This is a genomic window from Leeuwenhoekiella marinoflava DSM 3653 (assembly GCF_900129005.1).
GTDB lineage: Bacteria > Bacteroidota > Bacteroidia > Flavobacteriales > Flavobacteriaceae > Leeuwenhoekiella > Leeuwenhoekiella marinoflava.
On record NZ_FQUN01000008.1, the window covers coordinates 238,157 to 264,983 of the forward strand.

Genomic DNA, 26,827 nt, shown 5'->3' on the forward strand with positions numbered 1-26,827 from the left:
TTTGTACCCAAAGTCTATTATAGTTTTTTAAGTGCCAACTTTATAATTGTTTCTACAGAAGCCTGAGGATCTTCGCGCACAATACCATCACACACTTTCTCTGCTTGCTTTCGCGCAAAACCAAGCGTCTCTAAAGCTGATAACGCTTCATCTTTGTTCGTATTGCTTGCAACAGGAGAAACTTCGTCAATATCATAAACTTTAAGAATCTTATCCTTTAAGTCTAAAATAACACGTTGTGCTGTTTTAGCTCCTATGCCCTTAACACCTTGTATAGTCCTTACATCACCATTAGCAATGGCTTGTTTTACCTGACTGGGATCTAAAGAAGACAGCATCGTACGCGCTATACTTGTACCCACACCACTTACAGAAATAAGCAATTTAAAAATCTCTCGTTCAGACTTATGAGAAAATCCATAAAGTGTATGAGAATCCTCTTTAATATGAAGATAAGTATACAACATTATACTTTCCCCTTCAGGCAAAAGCGAAAAAGTATGTAGAGATATATTCACAAAATACCCCACTCCGTTACACTCGATAACGACATCGGTATGGTTTTTTTCGACCAATTTACCTCTTAAGAATGTAATCATTTGCTATAAAAAACGTTAAGGCTTCAAATGTACTAAAATAATTGAGCACACCTGAAGCCTTTTATTTTAGAAAATTATGCTTTTAAGCTATCTCCCAGAAGTTCTTCTTGAAGTTTCTTCCCCTTTTGTTGACCATCAATAACTGCAACAGCAGACATATTAACAATCTCATCTACACTTGCTCCTAACTGAAGCACGTGTACTGGCTTGTTCATACCCATCATAATAGGCCCAATATTATCTGCTTTATTGAGCTCTTTGATCATCTTATAGGTAATGTTTGCTGAATCTATATTAGAAAAAACAAGCGTATTTACCTTTTTGCCGGCCAGTTTAGAAAACGGAAATTTACTCTTTAGCAATTCAGAATTTAAAGCAAAATCTGCCTGCAACTCCCCATCTACAGCTAATTCTGGATAGAATTTATGTAAATACGAAACAGCTTCACGCACTTTATCTGCCTGAGGATTTTTTGAAGAACCAAAGTTAGAATACGAGATCATTGCAATTACAGGCTCCATACCAAACAAGCGTACGGTACGAGCTGTCATCAAAGCAATCTTTGCCAGTTCTTTTGCTGAAGGTTCAATATTAATAGAAGTATCTGCTAAAAACAAAGGCCCTCTACTTGTATTCATCAAGTTTGCCGCAGCAACTTTCTGAACATTAGGCGCAGAACCTATAACCTCTAAGACCGGCTTTACTGCTGAAGGATAACTACTGCTATATCCGGTAATCATCGCATCTACATCTCCTTGTTTCACCATCATAGATGCATAATAGTTACGCTGTCGCAATAACTTTTGAGCATCATACAAGGTCACTCCTTTACGCTTACGCTCTTGCCAATAAATATGTGCATATTCATTAAGCTTTGGTTTTTCTTCAGGAGTTTTTGGATCTATAATTTGAATATCTGCATCAAAATCCAACTCTTGCATCAACTCTATAATCGTTTCACGATTTCCTAATAAAACCGGAGTTCCAATCCCATCATCATAAACAATCTGCGCAGCCTTAAGCACATCAAGTTGATCTGCTTCAGCATACACAATGCGCTTAGGTTCGGTTTTAGCACGGTTGAGTATAAGACGTACAATTTTATTATCTGAGCCCATTCGCTCTAATAATTCGTCTTCATACTTTAACCAATCTGTAATAGGCTCACGTGCAACACCACTTTCCATTGCAGCTTTCGCTACTGCTGGCGGAACCTTTGTGATCAACCTGGGGTCAAAAGGTTTTGGGATAATATATTCTCTACTAAAATTCAAGCGGGTTTCACCATAAGCTATATTCACCTGCTCAGGTACTGATTCTTTAGCGAGTTCGGCAAGGGCTTTAACAGCCGCCATTTTCATTTCCTCATTAATTTTAGTGGCACGCACATCTAACGCTCCTCTAAATATAAATGGGAAACCAAGCACGTTATTCACCTGATTAGGATGGTCAGAACGGCCGGTCGCCATAATGATATCGTCCCGCGTATCCATCGCAAGATTGTAATCAATCTCAGGATTAGGGTTTGCCATTGCAAATACAATTGCGTTAGGCGCCATAGCTTTTAGCATTTCGGGCGAAACGATATCTGCTATAGAAAGACCGATAAACACATCTGCATCTACCATCGCCTCATAAAGCGTATCTATTTTTCGGTCTGAAGCAAACTCTGCTTTCTCCGAAGAAAGACGCTCCCGATCGCTGCGAATCACTCCTTTGCTGTCTAGCATTACTATATTTTCAGGCTTTGCTCCGAAAGCTTTGTAAAGTCTGGTACAAGAAACAGCAGCAGCTCCAGCTCCACTCACCACAATTCGGATTTCATCCATCTTTCTGTCAGTAAGTTCTACTGCGTTGAGTAAAGCTGCGGCAGAAATAATCGCAGTACCGTGCTGATCATCGTGCATTACCGGAATATCTAATTCCTCTTTAAGCCTTCTTTCTATCTCAAAAGCTTCAGGAGCTTTGATATCTTCCAGATTAATACCCCCAAAAGTGGGCGCTATATTCTTAACGGTTGCGATAAACTCTTCTACATTTTTAGTATCTACTTCGATATCAAAAACGTCTATACCTGCAAAAATTTTAAAAAGCAAACCTTTACCTTCCATCACCGGTTTAGAAGCTTCGGGACCTATATCTCCAAGACCTAACACAGCTGTTCCGTTAGAAATTACAGCAACAAGATTTCCTTTTGCTGTATACTTATAAGCATTCTCTTTATCTTTTTCGATCTCAAGACAAGGCTCTGCAACTCCTGGCGAATAGGCTAATGATAAGTCGCGTTGCGAAGAATATTTTTTAGTAGGGACTACTGCGATTTTACCCGGAGTAGGTTTTGCATGGTAGATTAGAGCCTCTCGGCGCTTACTTTCTTTGCTCATATTAAAGTTGTTTACTCGTCTTACAAAAGTAAACCTATTATTGAATCAGACTAAGAATTTACAAGGTTTCCTTTAGCTGATTTCTGCCAAAATATCAATATTTTCAGGAATACTACCTAAATATTGAAGTTTTAAAGCTGCCGTTTTCAAAGCAGTTTGAGCCGCTTCTTCATCTGAAGCATTCTGTAAATAACTGTATAAAAATCCGGACCAAAATGCGTCACCCGCACCGGTTGCATCTGCAATAAAATCTAACTTTAAAGCCGGAAGTGTTAGCACATGATTTTCTTTTCTGGAAAGCTTAACTCCTTCTGCACCTAATGTCAAGCACACCAGATCAACACCATTTGTGTGAAAAAAATCGAAAATCTCTTGGTGCGGTTTATGCTCGGCAAAAAGTCTAAACATGTCATCCTCACTTATCTTAACCAAAGGATTATAACTGAAATATTCTTTGATTATCCTTAAACCCTCTCTACGATCTGGCCAGATACGCTCGCTGTAATTCACATCAATACTCAATTGCAATCCCAATTCTGAAGCTTCTTTTGCCGCTTTTAAGATTGTTTGCTGCGCCGGTTTTTTACTAAGCGCAAAACAAGTGGTATGAAATAGTTTAGCTTGTTTTAAAAGAGTTATTGATAGTTGGTCTGCAACCAACTCTTTATCTGCTTCCCGGTATGCTATAAAATCTGGAGTTCCGGTGGTTTTCGACACGAAGATCACGCTGGTTGGAAATTCATCCCGTACAGCAACTCCTTCCGTATTCAGATTTAAGTCTTTTAATTTTTGCTGAATAAAATCTCCCAGACCATCTTTACCTACTGCACAAACCAATCGGGAATTCAAACCCAAACGTCTTGTATTAACAGCTACATTCGTAGGACTTCCACCTAAAAAACGCTGGAAATTTTCAGTCCCTGAGAGGGATACATTTTCTTGAATTCCTATAAAATCTATAAGAATTTCTCCTACGCAAATAATGTCTATTTCCTTTTTCATAAAAAAAGTGTGTTTCCTTGCAGCGCCTGACTTGCTAAAACTGCTCCTGCAGCACTCCACGCACAAAAAGGCACTCCGTTAGCCTCAGTGGTTTTAGAATTAAAATTCTCATAAAAAGACCACTTCTCTTTTGCGTTTAGCTTGTCTATCTGACTCAAAACTTCTGCAGCCAATTCTAACTCTCCATGTTGAACAAGCCCCAAAGCGTAAAAACCATTTAGCATTTGCCAGGTCCCACCATTATGAAATTCGTACGGGTAATTTCTAAACTCGTATTTGCAATTGTTAGTTAAAAAACGCCAATCTTCATCACCTTCTTCAATTACCGGCCAGAAAGCAGGTAATAATTGCGTAGCTACACTTGTACGTGTAGCTTCGGTATAAGCTATAAGTTGGGCTTTATCTTGTTCATTTCCTAAGTCTAACATCAGTGCCAAGCTGTTTGCAAATGCATCAAACTGTGTTTGATAACCAGCCGGCTCTAACGAAGCGACCCAATATGGTTTTTCACTTAAAGCGGCATAGGCTTTAGGATGATATATGCCGTCCTGTGGACCACGCTGTTTGTAATTCTTAGTTAGTTTTGCGGTAATAGCATCCATTTTTCCTGAAAGAGCAACATCTGAATTCAACTTCAAATACGAGCGTATTGCCCAGACTCGAAGTAATTGATCATATAAAATAAACCCTTGAGTAGGATATTCATCCGCCCAGTTTCCGCTTCGCGGAACATACATCAAATCCCCATCGTTATATTCCCAGCTGTGCATCAATTCAAAACCTTTTAAAAGATGTGGCTTCATCTTACTCAGAAATGCTGAATCTTCTGTTTTTAGCACATATTGACACACGCCAATTATAAACCACGACACTGTGTCTACACGGCCGGCAAGACCACCAAAACTCAGCTCAGCACCAGTTTCTGTAAAATGTACATTAGACGGTATATTCCCCAAATCGTGCTGATGCTCCACCAACGTAATCAGCGTTTGCTTCAGAGTTTCTACCAGTTTTGCATCTCCATCAACCAGACCGGCAAGACCACATATCACGCCGTCTCTTGCCCAGACCCGGCGATAATTTGCAATATCATCCGCGCTTGCAAGAAATCCTTTTTCTGTAGCAACTTTATTGAGTAAATCTATAGCTTGAGAATATGCTGTTTTCATTTAGTTCATTTTAATTTCGTCTGAAGAATAGCTCCTTTTCAATCGCAAAGCTAATACTGCCGCGATGATAAAAAACACCCCTCCAAGGAGAATGGCGTTTATCGCATCGTTACCCAATAAGTTTTTAATTATAGGTCCAAAAGTTACCGTTTGTATCAACATAGGGATCACGATCATCATATTTACAATTCCCATATAAACGCCTCGCTTTTCTTCAGGGATCACTTTAGAAACCATCGCATACGGTATACCCATCATCGCTGCCCAACCTATTCCAAACAAAATCATCGGGATGAGTAACGCATATTCATTTTTAATATAAGGCATACTCAACATTGCGATACCTGTAAAAACGAGACTCATCACATAAACGTTTCGCGAGCCGTATTTCTTAGCGAAAGGAACTAATGCAAGCGCCACAATCATCGTCACAAAATTGTAAGTACCATTCATCAAACCGGTTTGAGCCAAAGCTTGCTCAGAAACCATCTGAAAGTTCTGCGCAAAAGCAGTGTCACCAGTGCCAACTATCCCACCGCTGCGGCAAGCTTCCATAATACCTTCAAAACGCTGATTATCTTTTTCGGTTATCCCGTAAATGCTATTGCGCAACATTGGAGTTATGAATTGCCAATACACAAATAATGCATACCACTGAAAGAAATAAACTGCTGCGAGTTTTTGCATCATCTTGGGCATTCTACCTAGGGCTCCAATAATTTCAGCAAAAGGCTCTTGAATGCGATCGATAAAATCAGACTCTCGTTTTTCACGCTTCAGTTCTGCTAAAGCTTCATCAGAAGGTGGAATTTCAGGAGTTTTCCATACTGACCAAGAAATGCTTCCTACCGAAGCGATTGCCCCTAAAAAGAAGGAGTAATAGACCCAGGTTGGAATATTTGAAATAGTTTCTGTAGCTGTACTACACAAAGCTGCGCTCTGATCTGCAGGAACTCCAAACCAATCCTGAAACATAAACAGTGAGAAGTTAGCTATAGTTATACCAGCACCTACAAAAAGACTTTGCATCTGATACCCAAACGTAATCTGATCATCATTCAATTTATCTCCTACAAAAGCACGATACGGTTCCATTGCAGTGTTATTGGCCACATCAAGAATCCATAAGAGACCGACTGCAAACCACAACTCCGGACTAAAAGGAAAAGCGAAGAGGCATATACTTCCTAAAACTGCACCAATTAAAAAGAATGGTTTTCTGCGCCCGCCCCATTTAGGCAACCAGGTCTTATCTGAAATCGCACCAATTATAGGCTGAATCAAAAGTCCGGTAACGGGACCCGCAAGATTTAGTAAAGGTAGATCTGCATGATCTGCACCCAGAAAAGAAAATATAGGATTAATAGCTGTTTGCTGTAGACCGAAACTAAACTGAATACCAAAAAAACCGACATTCATATTCCAAATCTGCCAAAAGGAAAGATTGGGTTTCTTTAAAGCACTTAAAATTTTATTCATAAGTGAGTGTGGTAAAATAGAAGGCCTATTCGTTTAAAAACACTAAATTAAATTATTATAAAATTCAAACGTTTTCGTTATCAAAACAATAATTCAAATCACCAATATACAAGAATACAAAAATATATTCCTTAAAAACCTGTGAAAAATACGAGCTACTGCTTCTTATCTAAAAACTCGATATTCCTGATTAAACCGGAATATTTAGTACGCTTGACAGGAGATTTTCTAAAAATCTCAGAAAATACCTCTTGCGTTAACTCACGCCACTCTTTTTTAGAATTGTTTAGAATTTCAGATTTAGGATTAAAAAGGGGTTCAGCGTGCGGTTTGGAGAATCGGTTCCATGGACAAACATCCTGACACACATCACAACCAAACATCCAATCATCCATCTTATCCTGAGCATAAGCGGGAATTTCATTTTTCAATTCGATGGTATAATAACTGATGCATTTACTACCATCTACAATATATGGATCCACAATAGCTTGTGTGGGGCACGCATCTATACACGCAGTGCAAGAACCACAATGATCTGTCACTGGCGTGTCATATTCAAGATCTAAATCGATTATCAATTCAGCAATAAAATAAAAAGAGCCTACTTGCTTGGTGAGTAAATTGCTGTGTTTACCTATCCAGCCCAGCCCACTTTTTGCCGCCCAGGCTTTATCAAGAACCGGTGCCGAATCCACAAAAGCCCTCCCATCAACTTCACCAATGGTTTCTCTGATATATTCTAAAAACTCTTTCAGCTTATCTTTTATAACAAAATGATAATCGGTTCCATAGGCGTATTTAGAGACCTTAAAAGAATCCTCTCGCTGTTTTTCTTCCGGAAAATAATTCAAGATTAAAGAGACTACGCTTTTTGCTCCTGGAACAAGCAATGTTGGATCCAGACGCTTGTCAAAATGGTTTTCCATATAGCGCATTTCACCATTCATATTTTGCTTTAGCCAGTTCTCTAGCCGTGGAGCCTCCTCTTCTAAAAAACCCGCTTGAGATATACCACAAGACATAAAGCCAAGACGTTTTGCTTCGGCTTTGATCAATCTGGTATATTCGGCTTTTTTTGAATTCAAATGTTGCGTGGAATAAATTTTAAAATGGAATTTTTAGGCTTCAAAGTTATCAAGGGATTGATTTCAATCGGCTCCTCTTTATGTGCTATTTTAAACTTTTTAATGAGTTGAGCTACCGCCAAAATCATCTCATACATCGCAAAATTATTACCGATGCACATTCTAGGTCCAGCACCAAAAGGATAATAATAAGGAGAATATTTTAGACTGTCGTCTTCAAACCTATCCGGATTAAAAGACTCCGGATTCTCCCAAAAGTCCTTATGTCTATGGATCTCATAAATGGAAAATAATACATTAACTCCGGCTTCAATCTTAAATCCTGAAATAGAATCTTCTTCTAAACTAATACGGTCAATAAAATACGCCGGTGGATACAATCGCATCGACTCATTGATCACATTGTTCACAAATCTCATCCCTTTTAGCTGCTCCATTAATTCAAACCCTTCCACTTGCTGAACCTCTTCAAAAATCCGCTCCTGTACTTCAGGGTCTCTAGCTAATAATTCTGCTGTAAAAGTCAACGCGTTAGAAGTGGTCTCGTGCCCAGCTGTAAATAAAATTAAAATTTCATCAAGCAACTGTTCCCGATCCATCGCTACGCCATCTTCATAACGTGCATCAAGCAACATATCTAAAACATCATTCTCCTTTTGCCCGCTAGCGATACGCTCATCTACCAATTTGTCGAGAATTTGACGTGCCTCCTGGGTTAGTTTTAAAGTGTCCCTCAGCTTACCAGACACCTTAAACCACCAACCTAAGTAAGGCTGACGCAATTCTCTAACCATCATGTTCTGAGCAGACTCCGTTATGTATTGAAGACGGTTAATACTTTTCTGATCAACTGCACTACTGAATAACGACTGAACAACAGTTTGAAATGCTAAATCATTAAAAACCGGAAAAATATCAAATGGTTTATTGACAGCAACTTTATTCAATTCTGCAGTTATAGCTTGGTCTATTTTGGCTATTATTTGTGCCAACTGCTTTTTGTGAAAAGCAGGCTGAATAAGTTTACGCTGTTTAGACCAATGTTTCCCATTTGAAGTCAGTAACCCCTTGCCAACATACTTTGCCAGATCTTTAGTCTGAATAGGCGATTTATGATAGTTCTTTTGATTCTTCTGAAGTGCGTTTTGTGCAAACAAAGCATCTCTGCTAAAGATCACAGTCTTGGTAAAACCCAGATTTAACCGAAAAGTGTCACCTTTTACTTTAAAATTTTTATGGTGAAAAGGTAATGGATTTTTTAAAATTTGGAGTGCTGATCTTAAAAACTGTAATACAGAAACTTCCGGAATGTTTTTCATAACCTAAAACAAACCTCCTTGAACAGAACCTTTTACCCGGTTAAGGTGTTTATAAGCAGCTTCGGTAACCTCGCGTCCCCGTGGAGTACGTATGATAAAGCCTTGCTGAATTAAGAACGGTTCATAAACCTCTTCTATGGTTTCGCCACTTTCAGAAACAGCAGTCGCCAGCGTCGTAATCCCAACGGGACCACCTTTGAATTTATCGATTATAGTTGCGAGGATCTTATTATCCATTTCATCTAAACCGTGCGCATCTACATTTAAAGCTTTAAGACCAAAACGTGCAATTTCAATATCTATAGTACCATTACCTTTAATCTCTGCAAAATCACGCACACGACGCAGCAAAGCATTAGCTATACGAGGTGTTCCGCGGCTTCTACCTGCGATCTCTATTGCAGCTTCCATACCGATAGGTACTTGTAATATATCTGCACTACGTTGCACTATAGTAGTTAATAGCTCTGTATTATAATACTGAAGGCGTGAAGAAATACCGAAGCGTGCGCGCATAGGAGCAGTCAATAAACCAGAACGGGTTGTTGCTCCAATGAGCGTAAAGGGATTCAAATTGATTTGAACAGTGCGTGCGTTAGGCCCGCTTTCGATCATAATATCTATCTTGTAATCTTCCATTGCAGAGTATAAATACTCCTCAACTATCGGACTCAATCTATGAATTTCATCTATAAATAAGACATCGCGTTCTTCTAAGTTGGTAAGCAAACCTGCGAGATCCCCAGGCTTATCTAAAACAGGACCTGAGGTTACTTTAATACTAACACCCAATTCATTTGCCAGGATGTTAGCTAAAGTGGTTTTACCAAGCCCTGGAGGACCATGAAAAAGCGTATGATCTAATGCCTCTCCTCTTCTGTTTGCAGCCTGAACAAATATCTCTAGATTTTCAATCACCTGTTCTTGCCCCGTAAAATCGCCAAAACTGAGCGGTCTTAATGCGCGTTCTACATCATACTCTTCTGGAGTAAAACCCTCCCCACTTGCATCTAAATTCTCATTCATAAGGTAAAGATACTAAATACGCTTTTTGGAAATCGAATCAACTTCTCTAAACCAGAAATAAAAATTATTCATAACTAATAAAGCCCGCTGAAGAGCGGGCTTTATTAGTTATGAATATAAAATCTAGTGATTCATTTCTTCTTCATTCTCCTGAAGTGGAACAGTCTGCGGAACGAAATCCTGACCAGGTATTACATACTCTGTTTCGTCTTCATTCAATTTACTATAGTCATAAGGCCAACGGTAAACTGAAGGCAATTCCCCTGCCCAGTTTCCATGAATATGCTTTAATTCTGTAGTCCACTCTAAAGTGTTAGACTTCCAAGGGTTTTTAGGTCCTTTCTTTCCGTAGAAAATAGAAGAAATAAAGTTATAGAGGAATACAAGTTGTACAGCAGCAGTAACAATCGCCGCAACGGTAATCATCATATTCACATCTGCTAAATCATCAAAATATGGGAAAGCAGTATTTGAATAATAACGTCTTGGTAAACCGGCCATACCTATAAAATGCATCGGGAAGAAAACTGCATAAGAACCAATTGCTGTCACCCAGAAGTGAACATAACCTAAATTCTTATTAAGCATTTTACCTTCAAACATTTTAGGGAACCAGTGATATACACCAGCGAAAAGACCATAAAGTGCAGATATACCCATTACTAAGTGGAAATGCGCAACTACGAAATACGTATCATGAACATTTATATCTAACGTGCTATCTCCTAAAATAATCCCTGTTAAACCACCGGTTATAAAGGTTGAAACCAAACCTATAGAGAATAACATTGCAGGGTTCATCTGAAGATTACCCTTCCACAAGGTCGTTATATAGTTAAATGCTTTTACAGCAGATGGAATCGCAATCAATAAAGTTGTAAAAGTAAATACAGAACCTAAGAATGGATTCATACCCGATACAAACATATGGTGACCCCATACAATTGTTGATAAGAATGCAATTGCAAGAATTGAAGCAATCATCGCTCGGTAACCAAAGATTGGCTTACGAGAGTTTGTGGCTATAACTTCTGATGAAATCCCTAATGCAGGTAATAATACAATATACACCTCAGGATGTCCTAAGAACCAGAATAAGTGTTCAAATAAAACAGGAGATCCTCCGCTATTGTGTAATACCTCACCTCCAATATAAATATCAGATAGGAAGAAAGAAGTACCAAAACTTCTATCCATAATTAAGAGTAGCGCTGCAGATAATAAAACCGGAAACGATACAATACCAATAATTGCCGTTACAAAGAACGCCCATATAGTTAAAGGAAGTCTAGTCATAGACATACCTTTGGTTCTCATATTAATTACAGTAACAACATAATTCAAGGATCCTAACAAAGAAGATGCTATAAAAAATGCCATTGAAACTAGCCAAAGCGTCATCCCCGCACCAGATGCTGAAATAGATTCAGGAAGCGCACTTAATGGCGGATATATTGTCCAACCAGCAGCTGCCGGTCCTGCTTCAACAAATAAAGAAGAACACATGATTACAGCAGAGATAAAAAACAACCAGTAAGAAACCATGTTTAAGAAACCAGAAGCCATATCACGCGCTCCAATTTGCAATGGAATCAACAAGTTACTAAACGTACCACTCAAACCAGCTGTAAGTACAAAGAATACCATTATAGTACCGTGAATGGTTACAAGCGAAAGATAAATACTAGGATCCATTACTCCATCTGGAGCCCATTTACCCAAAAATATCTCAAAAATTGTAAAGCTTTTTTCAGGCCAAGCCAATTGCATTCTAAAGAGCAAGGACATTGCTATACCAATGAAGCCCATTATTAAACCAGTAATTAAATACTGCTTGGAGATCATTTTATGATCTGTACTGAAAATATATTTTGTTATAAAAGTCTGGTGATGGTCATGATGTGCGTGATCATCGTGAGCATGTTCCAAAGCTGTTGCGTTTGCTGACATATCTAGTTTCGTTTAAATAACAATTTTATTGAGCTACACTAGCCTCAAAGGTTTTCTGAGTCTTAATCCACTTATCATAATCTTCCTGAGACTCAACAATAATTTTCATTTGCATGTTATAATGACTTTCTCCACAAATCTTATTACACAATAAGTAGTAATCAAATTCATCATAATCATTTAAAGCAGGTTCACCAGCAGCTGCCAGCTCTTTACTTTTCTCTTTACGTATTTCTTGAATAGTACGCATCTTATCTTGCATATAATCCGTTTTACGTATTTCCTCTGTAGTAACAGTAGGAGTAAAAGAGAATTGAGTAATCATTCCCGGAACAACGTTCATTTGAGCTCTAAAGTGAGGCATATAAGCTGAGTGTAATACGTCTTGTGACCTTAATTTAAAAACTACTTGACGTCCTACAGGCAAATGCAGCTCTTGTGTAACTACATCATCCTGACCATCTACATCGCTAGGATCTATACCTAATTGATTAATCCCTTCTATAAAACGAACATTAGCATCCCCTAAGATGTTATCTTCTCCTGCATAACGTGCTTTCCAGTTAAAGCGCTGCGCATATAGCTCAACAACTAATGCATCTTCATCTTCATCAAAGTTCATAATATCTGACCAAGTAAAAAGACCATAGATAATTAAGCCTGCTAATACTATTACAGGAATAATAGTCCAAATGAATTCTAACTTATCATTATCTGCGTAAAAAAGAGCATGCTGTCCTTTTTTCCCCTTGTATTTGTATGCAAAGAAATGTAATAAAAACTGTGTAATTATCTGCACAACCATAATCAAAGCGATAGATATGAACATCAAGTTGTCATATTTACCACCGTGTGCAGATGAAGCTTCAGGCAAATAGAATTTAGAATAATGCCAGAAACAATAGAACATTAAAAAGTAAAGGAACACCATAAACATAACCATCAATTTGGCATTGATGCGGTTATCTTTTTCGTTAGCAACTTCACCAGATTCTCCAGAAGAGTTTCCTTTAGAAAGCGCGTATATTTTATTCATTTGCCATATTGCTACAGCAAAAAGAATGATTACAATAAGTACTAAAAAAACGGTCATTGTTGTGCTTTTTCTGTTCGTTGATATTAATAGTGAAAATGCTCGCTTTCTACTAAGAATGGATTGTTCTTAGGTCTCAACGATACTTTTGCTAATCCCATACCTACCATTAAGATAAATAGACCTAGGAAGAATAGTAACGCAGCGAATTCTGTGATTCCGAATGACCAGTAAGGCCCAACTGTTGATGGCATAACCAAAAGGAATATATCTATGTAGTGACCGACTAGAATAATAACACCTGCTATTACTACAAACCAGGATACACGTTTAAAATCACTATTCATCAAAATAACAATAGGGAATACAAAATTAATGATAATCATTCCGAAGAAGATAGGGTTGTATTCTTGTATTCTCAAAATGAAATACGTTACTTCTTCAGGGATGTTTGCATACCAGATCAACATAAATTGACCAAACCACAGGTACGTCCAGAATACACTAAATCCAAACATAAACTTCGCTAAATCATGCAAGTGACTATCATTAACAAAGTCTAATTTACCGATAGCTTTTAAAGAAACAGTTACAATAGCAATAACGGTTACTGCAGATACAATAATACTTGCGAAAATGTACCAAGCAAATAATGTACTATACCAGTGTGGCGTCATAGACATAAACCAGTCCCAAGCCATTGTTGACTCAGTAACTATAAAGAATGCTAAGAAGTAAACTGAATATCTAAATAAGTTTTTATAAGGCTTTAAATCTTCTGCATGATCCATTGCAAGTGAGTTCTTTCTTGCGAAGTGACGGTATAAGTTCCATCCGATAACGTAGGTAATTCCTCTTATTAACCAGAATGGAAAATTTAAATAACCTGATTTTTCTTGGAGAATAGCATCTTCTGCAACCAGCTCGTGATTCTGCCAAGGATAAAAATGCTCACCCGCAAAGATTACTATAAGTAAAACAATCACAGAACCTGGAAGCAAATAATTGGTTATACCTTCCATAACTCTAAAGAGAACTGGAGACCAACCCGCCTGAGCTGCTGTTTGTATTGCATAAAACACTAAAGTTCCTAATGCAATCATCATAAAGAAAAATGCAGCAACAAAAGCAGCAGACCAAGGTTTTGTTTGCATTTGATGCAAAACGTGCTCCATATGCTCACCGTCTTCGTGTGCATCGTGACCTAAGTCTTTATCTTGAGCCATAGCATGTTCAGAATATCCGTGCTCTTGACGAACTTCGTCAACAAAATTTGCTTCCTCGTGACTTGCTTCTTCGCCAGAACCGTGATGCTCCTCGTGAGAAGCCAGGATTTCGCTTGCTTCTTCAACTGTAGTCGGTACAGATAAGAATCCAAATACCAAACCTATCAGTCCAAGAACCATACAAACTATGGCGAAAAGTCTTAATTTACTTGATAACGTGTACATAATTTTGAAATATCCTGCCTTTATTATTCTTCAGTTTGCGCTTCTTCAGTCATTTGATGCTCTTCAACAGCCTCATCAGTAGTTACTGTTTCAGAAGAATCTGCATTCTCAAATGCTCTTTTAGGTTTTCCGTCAAGTGCATCCTTTAGATCAAGAACATAGTGATTAATCAACCATAATTCCTTTTCTGTAGTCTGAGACGCATAAGAACCCATCGTATTAAGACCATAATAAGTAACGTGATAAATACTACCTTCTGTTATAGCACGACCCTGATCATTATATGCAGGAACACCTAAAATTTTCTCACGCTTAGCTAATGTCCCTTTACCGTCTCCTTTATCACCGTGACAAATTGCACAGTAAATAGTATAAAGGGCTTTACCTTCATTTAAATTATCTTCTGTGTATGGTACTGGATTTTTAAGGTTAGCTTTCGCAGCCTCATATCCTTCAGTGCTATCCTCATAACCATAAGGCATCCAACCACGCGAAACACTACCTTCAGCAGGTAACATCGCTTCCATTCCGTTAGGAAACACATCATAATTACCGTAAGTCTCGTAACTCACCTCTTCATACATGTTAGGCATGTACTGGTAATTTCTATAGTCTTTATCTTGACAAGAGGCCAATAAAACCAGCATTACCAATGAACCTAATATTTGAATACTATTTCTCATTTGTTAAGCGTGTTCTTCATTATGAATTAGACTTATCTCAGATGCTCCAGTATCATAAAGAAACTTAGAAAGCGCATCAAGATCGTGATCAGCTGCATCTACTTCAATTAGAAAATGATCATCTGTTGTTCTAACATCAGGATTTTCAGCTTTTCTAAAAGGCCATATTTTACTTCTCATATAAAAAGTAATAACCATTAAGTGAGCTGCAAAAAACACAGTCAATTCAAACATAATTGGCACAAAAGCAGGCATATTCTGCAAATAAGAAAAACTAGGTTTACCACCTATATTTCTTGGCCAGTCTTCGATCATTATATAATTCATCATCAAAGTTGCTACGCTAAGACCTATAAGTCCGTAAATAAAAGCGCATATAGCAAGACGTGTATGAGGAAGACCCATTGCCTTGTCCAATCCGTGAACCGGAAAAGGTGTATATACCTCAATAATCCTATAATGCTTAGAACGCAACTCTTTAACCGCTCTCATGAGAATATCATCATCATTATAAAGCACGTGTAATACGTTTCCTGATGCCATAATTATTGTTTAAGATTTTGTGCCTGACCTGCCCAATCATCACGTTCTGCTCTACCAGGAAACGCATCGATAATCTCATCTAGAAGGTCATATTCTGTTTTTGTCATTTTACTCACCTGATCATAGGTATAAATCCCAAGCTGATGAAGCTTTTGCTCTAGCACCGGTCCTACTCCACTTATCTTCTTAAGATCATCTGCCGCTTGCGTTGCCGGATTATACGTACCGATTTTAGCTAGCATTAAATCTATTTCAGATTTTTTAGCTTCGGTATCTACCAATGCATCTGCGTGTACAGTTGACTGGTGATACGTATCAGAAGCATTTGAAGCTGAAGCCAAACTTGTTCGTTCAGCGTAATTAGAAGTACGAGCGTCTGTAGCAGTACCTGCTAAATCTTCACCAGACTCTCTTATTCTCTTGTAGCGTGCCCCAGAAGACTTCAGAATACTCTTAACCTCAGCTTGCGCTATCACCGGGAATGTTCTTGCATACAATAAGAATAATACAAAGAAGAATCCTATTGTCCCAACAAATACACCTATATCTACAAATGTTGGCTGAAACATTGACCAAGAGGAAGCCAAGCGGTCTTTACTCAAACAGATTACAATAATATCAAAACGCTCAAACCACATACCTATATTTATAATTAAGGCTACGATAAAAGTCCAGACGATATTTCTTCTCCACTTCTTAACCCAAAGTGTAAGTGGCACAATAAGGTTACAAATAATAAGTGCCCAGAAAGCCCACCAGTAAGGACCAGTTGCTGCACCAAAAGAAAGATATGTGTAATTCTCATAAGGAACACCAGAATACCATCCGATAAAATATTCTGTTAAATAAGCAACCGTTACAATACCACCGGTAAGTAAGATTACTTTGTTCATAAATTCAATATGAACGATTGTTATATAATTTTCAAGGTTTACCACCTTACGCATTACAAGAAGTAATGTTTGCACCATTGCGAATCCTGAAAAAATCGCACCCGCCACGAAATAAGGAGGGAAAATTGTACTGTGCCATCCAGGAACTACTGATGTAGCAAAGTCAAAAGATACAATGGTATGTACCGAAAGTACCAAAGGTGTTGCAAGACCCGCAAGAACTAACGAAACCTCTTCAAAACGCTGCCAGTCTTTTGCACGACCACTCCATCCGAAACTTAATATTCCATAGATTTTTTGCTGAAAAGGACTCTTAGTACGGTCTCTGATCATCGCAAAATCTGGTAATAAACCTGTCCACCAGAAAACCAATGATACAGAAAGATAAGTAGAAATCGCAAATACATCCCAAAGCAGCGGTGAGTTGAAGTTTACCCAAAGTGAACCAAACTGATTAGGAATAGGCAATACCCAATATGCTAACCAAGGACGCCCCATATGAATAATAGGAAACAAACCTGCCTGAACTACTGCGAATATTGTCATCGCCTCTGCAGAACGGTTAATTGCCATACGCCACTTTTGACGAAATAATAATAATACTGCAGAGATAAGTGTTCCTGCGTGACCAATACCTACCCACCATACAAAGTTGGTAATATCCCAGGCCCATCCTATAGTTTTATTAAGACCCCAAACCCCAATACCTGTAGTTACTGTATAAACAATACAGCCAAGACCCCACAAGAATGCGATTAGCGCTATAGAAAAAACAATCCACCAAGATTTATTGGCCTTCCCTAAGATAGGAGCACCTACGTCCACGCTGATGTCGTGGTAAGATTTCTCTCCAAGAATCAAAGGCTCTCTTATGGGTGCTTCGTAGTGTGACGACATATTAATATATTGATATTTATTTTAAACTAAATTTAAACTTCAGCAGTATTCTTAACTTTTACGTGGTAGAATACATTAGGCTTCACACCTATATCTTCCAGTAAATAATACTTACGTTTATCATTTTTCAACGCTACAATCTCAGAGTCTTCCATGTTCACATCACCAAACTTAATAGCACCGTTATCACAAGCGTTACTACAAGCAGTTGCAAACTCTCCATCCTCAACAGCTCTGCCTTCACGTTTAGCATCAAGAATTGTTTTCTGAGTCATTTGAATACAGAAAGAACATTTCTCCATCACACCACGAGAACGTACAGTCACGTCTGGATTAAGAACCATACGACCTAAGTCATTGTTCATATTGTAATCAAACTCATCATTTTCACTATACAAGAACCAGTTAAAACGACGTACTTTATAAGGACAGTTGTTAGCACAGTAACGCGTACCTACACAGCGATTATACGTCATTTGGTTTTGACCTTGTCTTCCGTGACCAATTGCAGCAACCGGACAAACAGTTTCACAAGGTGCGTGGTTACAATGCTGACACATCACAGGCTGAAACGCAACCTCTGGATTGTCGTAAGATTGTTTTTCAACAACAGAATAACTATCAAAAGCCGGCAACTCTTCAAGTGTTTTTGTTTCCTCTTCAAAAGTATCAGCAGAAGAATAGTAACGGTCAATACGCAACCAGTGCATATCTCTAAAGTTTCTAACTTCTTGCTTACCTACAACAGGAACGTTGTTTTCTGCATGACAAGCAATAACACAAGCACCACAACCAGTACAAGCATTCAAGTCAATAGAAAGATTAAAATGAGGCCCCATCGTGTCGTCAAAAGACTCCCAAATATCCGCATTTTTATCACGAACAGAGATCTCAGAGTGGTTGTAATCTACCTCCCCTACCGGATTCCAAGCGTGAACATCTTTTGTATTAAAAATCTCCAAGGTGGTCTCACGAACGATATCATCTGCACGACCAGCCATTGTATTTTGCATCTGAACACAAGCAAACTCGTGCCATCCGCTAGCTTTCTCGATCTGAACAGATTGAGTAGCACTAAATTCTTTATATAACGGGTAAGCATTAACACCAACCTGCATTTCTTCTTGTACGGCAGCCTTTTTACCATAACCTAAAGCCAAACCAACTGAACCAGGAGCCTGACCAGGCTGAATATAAACCGGCACATTCTCTAAAGCAACATCATCTAGAGTAAGATTTACATAACTACCATTTAGAGCACCTTTAGAAGTAATTTCATTCTCAACACCCAACTTATCAGCATCAACTTTTGACATCGTCAAATAGTTATCCCAAGACGTTCTGGTAATAGGATCAGGAAACTCTTGCAACCAAGGGTTATTTGCTTGTTGACCATCACCAAGACCTGTACTAGAATACAGGGTCAATTCATAACCAGAAGCACCACCTTCCTGATTCAAGGCAGCTAAAGCACTTGATAAAGAAACAGCTCCATTTTGAGAAGAACTAGACACCTCTGCAGTTTCTTCTTCACCAGTTGAAGCCTGAACAGTACCAGCAACAAAACCGTCATGTAAAGCCTGATTCCAACTTACAGAAGTATTACTCCAGTTATTTTTTAGATAATCGTAATAGCTTACATCCTGACCAACCCAAGCCAACAACGTGTCTTGAAATTGTCTTGTATTAAACAAAGGTCTAATTGTAGGCTGCGTTAAGCAGATCTGACCTTTTTTAATCTCAACATCTCCCCAAGACTCCAAATAATGCGGAGCAGGAGCTAAATAATTACAAAGCAAGCCAGTCTCATCTTCTTTCATATTGAAAGAAACCTTCACATCAACCTTTTCCAAACCCGTTTTAAACGCTTCAACATTTGGCAAACTATAAGCAGGGTTAACACCTGCTATAAGAACAGCCCCTACAGACCCAGCATTCATATCTTGAATCAATTGCTGAACTGCCTGAGCATCACCCTCACGAGTCATTTTTGGCGCTTGAGTATCAATAATAGTACTACCTATGGTCTCATTTATTGAAAGCGCTACTGTCTGAGCATTTACATCCTGCACACCAGTAACAAAAACACCTTTACTTCCGGCATTCTTTAATTGCTTAGCAGCATTCTTAACAGCCTCATCAAGCTCAGGAGAAAGACCTGTATCAGAACTACCTCCAGCAACAATACGCTGTATTGCAGCCACAGCTTTTTTCTGCTCACTAGGAGTCATCGGTACGCGCTTATCAGCATTCGCACCAGACAATGTCATATTAGCTTCGAACTGAACGTGACGTGACATTTTCCCATTCTTAGGAACACGGCTTTTAGAATAACTCGGTCCAAAACCACCACCTTGCCAATCACCAAGAATATCAGCACCAACAGAAATTATAACTTCAGCTTCAGAAAAATCATAGTCTGGCAATGCACGCATTCCAAACTTACTTTCAAAAGCATCTAAAGCATCATTTTCTGAAACAGCATCGTAAACCACATGCTTAACATTTGGATACGCTGCACTGAATTCAGAAATTAATTTAGAAGTAGAAGGACTTGCAAAAGTCTGCGTCAACAACACAATACTTTTACCTCCTAAATTCTTTAATTTATCACCCAACTGACTATCCAACTCTTCCCAAGAAGCATCAGCTCCGTCAATTTTAGGCCCTTGCAAACGCTTCGTATCATACATTGACAATACAGAAGCATGAACCCTTGCATTATTACCCCCTAAAGAAGCAGCAAGCTTGTTATTTTCAATCTTAATAGGTCTTCCTTCACGTGTTTTTACCAAAACACTTGCAAAATCAAAACCATCTGCCATTGTTGTAGCATAATAATCTGCCTTACCAGCAGTAATACGCTCCGGAGCAACCACATAAGGAATTGATTTATTCACAGGCCCTTCACACGCAGCAAGAGTTGCCGCAGCTGTAGAAAAACCTACATACTTTAAGAAATCACGACGCGTAGTAGATGAAGCATCTAACGAATCTTTATCGCCAAGAAATTCATCCATCGGAATCTCTTGCGCAAACTCATTCTGTTTAAGCGCCTCAACAATAGAGCTGTTTTCATTTAGCTCCTCAACACTTTTCCAGTATTTCTTGTTTGATGACATAAAATCTATTGTTATTTATTTTGGAACGCGAGTTAGACTACACGTATTCTTAAACTCTATTAATAGTGACACTTACCACATTCAAGACCTCCCATTTGAGCCGCAGTCAATTGCTCAACTCCATACTTCTTAGAAAGCTCTTCATGAATCTTTTCGTAATAAGGATTACCATCCATTTTTACATCAGTCTCACGATGACAGTTAATACACCACCCCATTGTCAGCGGAGCGTTTTGATACATAATCTCCATCTCCTCAACAGGACCGTGACAAGTTTGACATTGCACACCTGCTACACTTACGTGCTGAGAGTGATTAAAATATGCAAAGTCAGGAAGCTTATGAATGCGCACCCACTCTACAGCCTGAGTCTCCCCAGAATAAGACTGAGTTGCAGGATCCCATCCTGTTGCTTTATATAATTTCTGAATTTCCTTATCGTAGAATTCTTTTGAATAATCTTCAGTAACAGAACTAAACTCTGATGTTTGATCTGCAACCTCACTAATACTCTTATGACAATTCATACAAACATTCAAAGAAGGTATCCCTGATGTTTTACTGGTTCTGGCAGAAGAGTGACAATACTTACATTCAATTTGATTATCACCAGCATGAATTCTATGCGAATAATGAATTGGCTGAATTGGCTGATAGCCCTGATCAACACCTACCTGCATCATCCACCCGTAGGCGAAATAAGCACCACCCAACAACAAAACAATCACACAAACCAAAACAAGGAATTGATTTTCAACAAATGCTTTCCAGATAGGCTTGCGAGATTCTTTAACAGGAAGCTCAACACCTTGAGCTACGGCGAATTTTCTAAGCGTATTATTCACGAGAAACAATACCGCCACAAGCATAACCAATACCACAGCAAGAATTGCCAAAATAATTGTACTTGAGACACCACCGCCTCCACCTTGAGCACCACCACCTGCATTAACAGGAGCTTTAGGCTCTGGCTTAGGAGTATCCGTATAAGCTAAGATATCATCAATATCAGCATTAGTCAACTGCGGAAACAAGTTCATCGCAGTTTGATTATACTCTTCATAAATAGCTATAGCTTCAGGATCTCCTGAATCTCTTAACTCTTTATTGTTTTTAATCCACCGGTACAACCAATCACGATCGCGGCGCTCAGTAACATTGTATAGCTCAGGCCCGGTAGCACGACTGTACAACTTATGACACGCAGCACAATTAGCGTTAAACAAAGCCTTTCCGGCAGCAGCATCACCACCTTGAGCTGCAGCTGTAGTTTCAGACTCAGCAGCACCTTCATCTGCGGTAGCTTCTTGAGCAAACACAATCGACGAAAAAGAAAGCAATAATGCTAAAGTGATTAAAGAAAATCGAGAAGCTGAATTAAGGTATTTACCCTGTTTCATAGTATGATAGAATTGTCATCTTAGCGCGGCACTAATCTCAGCGATTAAAAGCATCTATAAACCAAAAAGAATGCCAACAAATTTGATGGCAAAAGTAACACTTAGAAGTGGATTTTTGAAGTGTTACCAAAGCGTTAAAAGGTAATTTATATAAGTTCTAAATAATAAAAAGAGCACATTTTGAGTTATAACTTTTACTTTTGCTTAAACATTTTTTCTTATGAAAAGAACCCTTTTAAAACTTTCAATATCCTGCATTTTTGGTGGATTTTTAACAACTTCAATATACAGTCAATCAGCAACTACTAAAATCATTCAAGATGACAGACTGCCTGAATTACTGAAACTTAAGTCCGAAATGACTGTCAATGACGAATTAACTGATCGCTATAAGATTCAGCTGTTTTACGGGAATATAACCGAAGCAAACAAGATACACAGCAAGTACAATTCGCAGTATCCCGAATGGAAACCTAAGATTGTATATGAAAGCCCTAACTATAAAGTTTGGGTAGGAAACTTTAGAAATCGCCTGGAAGCTGATCAAGCGCTTTTACAAATTCAAAAAAGTTTCCCGAATGCTTTTGTTATGAAACCAGAGCGTTAAACCTAAACATCAAATAACAAAAAAAGCCCTTGAAATTTTCAAAGGCTTTTTTTTGTTTATAGGAATTTAAATCTTATTTCAACTTCTTCTTAACAGCTACTTCATGGTAAGATTCTACAATATCACCTTCTCGTATATCATTGTAGTTTTTAATTTGCATACCACAATCATAACCTTTGGCAACTTCGCGTACATCATCTTTAAAGCGTTTCAAAGATGCTAGCTCTCCGGTATAAACCACTACTCCATCCCGAATTAAACGAACTCCATTGTTACGGAATATCTTACCTGAGGTAACCATACAACCTGCAATCGTACCAATTTTAGAGATTTTAAACGTTTCTCTAATTTCAGCGTTACCCGTAATCTCTTCTTTCATCACTGGAGAAAGCATACCCTCCATCGCATCCTTAAGATCATTTATCGCATCATAAATGATTGAATACGTACGGATGTCGATTTCTTCTTTATCAGCAACCTGTCTCGCATTACCTGCAGGACGTACGTTAAATCCGATAATAATCGCATCTGATGCCGAAGCAAGTAACACATCACTTTCAGTAATTGCACCAACTCCTTTATGTATGATATTCACAACAATCTCTTCTGTAGATAACTTACCAAAACTATCCGTTAAGGCTTCAACAGAACCATCAACATCACCTTTCAAGATAATATTAAGCTCCTTAAAGTCTCCTAAAGCAATACGTCTACCGATTTCATCAAGCGTAATATGCTTCTGAGTTCTAACAGACTGCTCACGTTGCAACTGCGTACGCTTGTTAGCAATGTCTTTAGCTTCACGCTCATCCAACATCACATTAAACTTATCACCTGCCTGAGGAGCTCCATCAAGACCTAGAATAGAAACCGGAGTCGAAGGACCCGCTTCCTTAACTTCCTTACCGCGCTCATCGTGCATTGCTTTCACCTTACCGCTATTTGTACCGGCAAGAACATAATCCCCAATCTTAAGTGTACCACCTTCAACAAGTATTGTAGAAACGTATCCACGACCTTTATCCAAGAAAGCTTCAACAACAGTACCATTAGCACGTTTATCAGGATTAGCCTTAAGCTCTAATATCTCTGCTTCAAGCAATACTTTTTCTAATAATTCAGGAACACCTATTCCCGTTTTTGCTGAAATATCATGAGACTGTATTTTACCACCCCAATCTTCAACAAGTAAGTTCATACTTGCTAACTGCTCCTTAATTTTCTCAGGATTTGCAGTTGGCTTATCAACTTTATTTATCGCAAAGACGATAGGAACTCCCGCCGCCTGAGCGTGAGAAATCGCTTCTTTAGTTTGCGGCATCACATCATCATCTGCTGCAATTACAATAATTGCAATATCTGTAACCTGAGCACCACGCGCACGCATCGCTGTAAAAGCCTCGTGACCCGGTGTATCTAAGAAAGCTATCTTTTGACCATCTTTTAAAGTAACACCGTAAGCACCAATATGCTGCGTAATACCACCACTTTCACCAGCAATAACATTTTCTTCTCGAATATAATCCAGAAGCGATGTCTTACCGTGGTCAACGTGACCCATTACCGTTACAATAGGAGCTCTTGGCTTAAGATCTTCTTCTGCATCTACCTCAACAGCCACAGATTCTTCGATATCTGCATTAACAAAGTCCACCTCGTAACCAAATTCATCAGCAACAATTGAAAGTGTTTCTGCATCAAGACGTTGATTCATCGTCACCATCATACCCAGTGACATACACGCAGATATAATTTGTGTTACCGAAACATCCATCATTGTTGCAACTTCACTTACCGTCACAAACTCTGTTACCTTCAATACTTTATTATCAGCTTCTTGCTGAGCTTGCTCAGTCTCATTCTTCTGACGGTGCTGATCTCTTTTATCTCTACGATATTTAGCACCCTTACCTTTACTAGATTTACCTTGAAGCTTTTCAAGCGTTTCACGCACTTGTTTTTGAACTTCTTCTTCTGTAGGCTCTTCCTTAACAACAGGAGCATTTCTTCGACTTCCGCCTCTTTGATTCCTGCTTCTGGTATTGTTATTATTCCCTCCAGTACTAGGATTAGCACCAAGAGACTTACTTATACGCTTACGCTTACGCTTTTTATCGTCTTTGCTAGCTACAGGCTTTTTCTTTTTCTCTGGTTTTTTAAACTGAGAAAGATCAATCTTCTGACCAGTAAAGTTAGGTCCGTCTAATTTCTTATAGTCGGTTTTTAAAACGTCATCACCTAATTTCGGCTCTTCTGCCTTAGCCTCAGAAGGCTTTCCTGCCTCTTTAGCTTTAGGAGCTTCAACTTTAGGAGCAGATCTCTCTTCAACAGCCTTCTCCTTAGCAGGGGCTTTCTCTACAGGATCTTCTGCTTTTGGAACCGGCTTCTCTTCCACCTTTTCAACTTCGGCAGGCTTCTCAGCCTTAACCTCTTTCACTTCCTCTTTTTTAACCTCCGCAACAGGCTCCTCCTTTTTAACAGGAGTTTCTTCTGCTTTTGGTTTTTCAGCTTCAGGAGCTTTAGGCTTTCCAGATTTATCTAAATCAATTTTACCAACCTGCTTAGGTCCCTGAAGATTTGTCTTAGCACGTATAACCTCTTGCTGAGGCTCACGCTCCTGGCGTTTTTCTTCAATCTCTTCTTCGCGAGCTTGGCGTATAGCTTCTTTCTCCTTCTGTTTCTCCTGAGCAACCTCTTTTGACGCTACTTTTTTACTGGCATCAGTCTGAAATTGATCAGATAACACCCCGTAGATTTCGGCAGAGATTTTTGTGGTAGGACGCGCCTCTATATCATGCCCTTTTTCCTTAAGGAAATCAACAGCACGATCTAGTGAAATATTAAGTTCACGCAATACCTTATTTAACCTCATGTTCTTTACTTCTGCCATAAAATGCTTTAATTCGCTATAAAATTAACCTAAAAAACCTGTACAGTCCTAAAATTATTCAAACTCTTCACGAAGAATTCTCATTACATCTGCAATGGTTTCCTCTTCAAGGTCTGTTCTTCTAACCAGATCTTCTACGTCTTGTTCTAAAATACTTTTTGCGGTATCTAAACCTATTTTTGAAAATTCGGCAATCACCCAATCTTCTATTTCATCAGAGAATTCAGAAAGCTCAACATCCTCTTCCACACCTTCTCTAAATACATCAATCTCATAACCCGTAAGCTGGCCAGCTAGTCTGATGTTATGACCACCACGACCTATCGCTTTAGAAACCTCCTCAGGCTTCAGCATAACCTCTGCTGTTTTATTCTCATCATCTATCTTAATAGACGTGATTTTTGCAGGACTCAAAGCTCTCGTGATATAAAGCTGCAGGTTATTTGTAAAATTAATTACATCTATATTCTCATTACCCAATTCACGAACTATTCCATGAATTCTTGAACCTTTCATACCTACACAAGCTCCCACCGGATCAATACGATCATCATAAGAGTCAACAGCAACTTTTGCCTTCTCTCCCGGAATACGAACTACTTTTTTAACGGTAATCAAACCGTCAAAAACTTCCGGAATCTCAGATTCAAATAATTTCTCTAAGAATAATGGCGAAGTACGAGACATTATAATTGCAGGCTTATTTCCTTTAAGTTCTACACTTTCAATGATACCACGTACGTTTTCTCCTTTTCTAAAGAAATCTGAAGGAATCTGCTTGTCTTTAGGCATAATAATCTCGTTACCCTCATCATCAAGCAAAATAATAGCACGATGTCTAATATGATGCACTTCCGCATTATAAAGCTCTCCTTCAAGATCTTTAAACTGCTTATAAATGTTAGTATTGTCGTGCTCGTGAATTTTACTGATCAAATTCTGACGTAAAGCCAAAATAGAGCGACGCCCTAAATCTATCAGCTTAACTTCTTCAGAAACATCTTCCCCAACCTCAAAGTCAGGCTCTATTCTACGCGCCTCTTCAAGACTAATCTCAGAATTCTCATCTTCAACCTCCCCATCTGCAACAACAACACGATTACGCCAAATCTCTAAATCCCCTTTATCAGGATTAATAATTATATCAAAATTATCATCACTTCCAAAACGTTTTTTTAACGTACTTCTAAAAACTTCTTCGAGTATTGCCATTAGCATTACTCTATCTATGAGTTTATCATCTTTAAACTCAGAAAATGATTCGATTAACGCAATATTTTCCATTGTGTGTA

General features: G+C 38.6%; 19 protein-coding genes. 1 reads left to right on the plus strand and 18 read right to left on the minus strand.

The window, feature by feature from the left end:
- Window positions 1–17: 17 nt before the first annotated feature.
- From ruvA to BUB91_RS08580, 16 genes are all read right to left on the minus strand, one after another.
- Window positions 18–599, minus strand: a complete 582-nt coding sequence (gene ruvA, locus BUB91_RS08505; RefSeq protein ID WP_073098800.1) for a Holliday junction branch migration protein RuvA — start codon at window positions 597–599, stop codon at window positions 18–20.
- Between the two features lie 74 nt (window positions 600–673).
- Complete coding sequence (locus tag BUB91_RS08510) at window positions 674–2,983, minus strand: NADP-dependent malic enzyme (protein ID WP_073098801.1); 2,310 nt, start codon at window positions 2,981–2,983, stop codon at window positions 674–676.
- 72 nt (window positions 2,984–3,055) lie between these two features.
- Window positions 3,056–3,985, minus strand: a complete 930-nt coding sequence (locus BUB91_RS08515) for a carbohydrate kinase family protein (protein WP_073098802.1) — start codon at window positions 3,983–3,985, stop codon at window positions 3,056–3,058.
- Window positions 3,982–5,154 (minus strand): glycoside hydrolase 100 family protein, encoded by a 1,173-nt coding sequence (locus BUB91_RS08520; protein ID WP_073098803.1) that lies wholly within the window; start codon window positions 5,152–5,154, stop codon window positions 3,982–3,984. The genes BUB91_RS08515 and BUB91_RS08520 overlap by 4 nt, the downstream gene beginning before the upstream one ends.
- The gene (locus tag BUB91_RS08525) at window positions 5,155–6,633 is read right to left on the minus strand and encodes an MFS transporter (RefSeq protein ID WP_073098804.1); all 1,479 of its coding nucleotides are present in this window, start codon (window positions 6,631–6,633) and stop codon (window positions 5,155–5,157) included.
- Between the two features lie 155 nt (window positions 6,634–6,788).
- Window positions 6,789–7,721: a tRNA epoxyqueuosine(34) reductase QueG gene (gene queG, locus BUB91_RS08530; RefSeq protein ID WP_073098805.1), complete on the minus strand. Its 933-nt coding sequence runs from the start codon at window positions 7,719–7,721 to the stop codon at window positions 6,789–6,791.
- Window positions 7,718–9,040, minus strand: a complete 1,323-nt coding sequence (locus tag BUB91_RS08535) for a cytochrome P450 (RefSeq protein WP_073098806.1) — start codon at window positions 9,038–9,040, stop codon at window positions 7,718–7,720. Before BUB91_RS08535 ends, queG begins: the two co-directional genes overlap by 4 nt.
- Window positions 9,041–9,043: 3 nt before the next feature.
- Entirely contained in the window at window positions 9,044–10,066 is a 1,023-nt protein-coding gene (gene ruvB / locus BUB91_RS08540) for a Holliday junction branch migration DNA helicase RuvB (protein WP_073098807.1), read from the minus strand.
- 123 nt (window positions 10,067–10,189) lie between these two features.
- Window positions 10,190–12,016 (minus strand): cytochrome c oxidase subunit I, encoded by a 1,827-nt coding sequence (locus BUB91_RS08545; protein ID WP_073098808.1) that lies wholly within the window; start codon window positions 12,014–12,016, stop codon window positions 10,190–10,192.
- A gap of 25 nt (window positions 12,017–12,041) precedes the next feature.
- Window positions 12,042–13,109 carry a cytochrome c oxidase subunit II gene (locus BUB91_RS08550; protein WP_073098809.1) on the minus strand — a complete coding sequence of 356 codons (1,068 nt, stop codon included), beginning with the start codon at window positions 13,107–13,109 and terminating at the stop codon, window positions 12,042–12,044.
- A gap of 26 nt (window positions 13,110–13,135) precedes the next feature.
- Complete coding sequence (locus BUB91_RS08555) at window positions 13,136–14,500, minus strand: quinol:cytochrome C oxidoreductase (protein WP_073098810.1); 1,365 nt, start codon at window positions 14,498–14,500, stop codon at window positions 13,136–13,138.
- 23 nt (window positions 14,501–14,523) lie between these two features.
- Window positions 14,524–15,183, minus strand: a complete 660-nt coding sequence (locus tag BUB91_RS08560) for a c-type cytochrome (RefSeq protein WP_073098811.1) — start codon at window positions 15,181–15,183, stop codon at window positions 14,524–14,526.
- Between the two features lie 3 nt (window positions 15,184–15,186).
- Window positions 15,187–15,726, minus strand: a complete 540-nt coding sequence (locus BUB91_RS08565; protein WP_073098812.1) for a DUF3341 domain-containing protein — start codon at window positions 15,724–15,726, stop codon at window positions 15,187–15,189.
- Window positions 15,727–15,728: 2 nt separating this feature from the next.
- On the minus strand, window positions 15,729–17,516 hold the full coding sequence (gene nrfD, locus BUB91_RS08570) for an NrfD/PsrC family molybdoenzyme membrane anchor subunit (RefSeq protein ID WP_073098813.1): 1,788 nt from the start codon (window positions 17,514–17,516) through the stop codon (window positions 15,729–15,731).
- A 32-nt stretch (window positions 17,517–17,548) separates the two neighbouring features.
- The gene (locus BUB91_RS08575) at window positions 17,549–20,638 is read right to left on the minus strand and encodes a TAT-variant-translocated molybdopterin oxidoreductase (RefSeq protein ID WP_073098814.1); all 3,090 of its coding nucleotides are present in this window, start codon (window positions 20,636–20,638) and stop codon (window positions 17,549–17,551) included.
- Window positions 20,639–20,697: 59 nt separating this feature from the next.
- A complete protein-coding gene (locus BUB91_RS08580) occupies window positions 20,698–22,038 on the minus strand; it encodes a c-type cytochrome (RefSeq protein WP_073098815.1) in 1,341 nt (446 codons plus the stop codon).
- A 220-nt stretch (window positions 22,039–22,258) separates the two neighbouring features.
- Between BUB91_RS08580 and BUB91_RS08585 the strand changes: the two genes are divergently transcribed.
- Window positions 22,259–22,645: an SPOR domain-containing protein gene (locus BUB91_RS08585; protein ID WP_073098816.1), complete on the plus strand. Its 387-nt coding sequence runs from the start codon at window positions 22,259–22,261 to the stop codon at window positions 22,643–22,645.
- A gap of 73 nt (window positions 22,646–22,718) precedes the next feature.
- On the opposite strand, the gene infB is transcribed toward BUB91_RS08585, so the two are convergent.
- Window positions 22,719–25,535: a translation initiation factor IF-2 gene (gene infB, locus BUB91_RS08590; RefSeq protein ID WP_073098817.1), complete on the minus strand. Its 2,817-nt coding sequence runs from the start codon at window positions 25,533–25,535 to the stop codon at window positions 22,719–22,721.
- A 54-nt stretch (window positions 25,536–25,589) separates the two neighbouring features.
- Window positions 25,590–26,819, minus strand: a complete 1,230-nt coding sequence (gene nusA / locus BUB91_RS08595; RefSeq protein WP_073098818.1) for a transcription termination factor NusA — start codon at window positions 26,817–26,819, stop codon at window positions 25,590–25,592.
- Window positions 26,820–26,827: the final 8 nt, after the last annotated feature.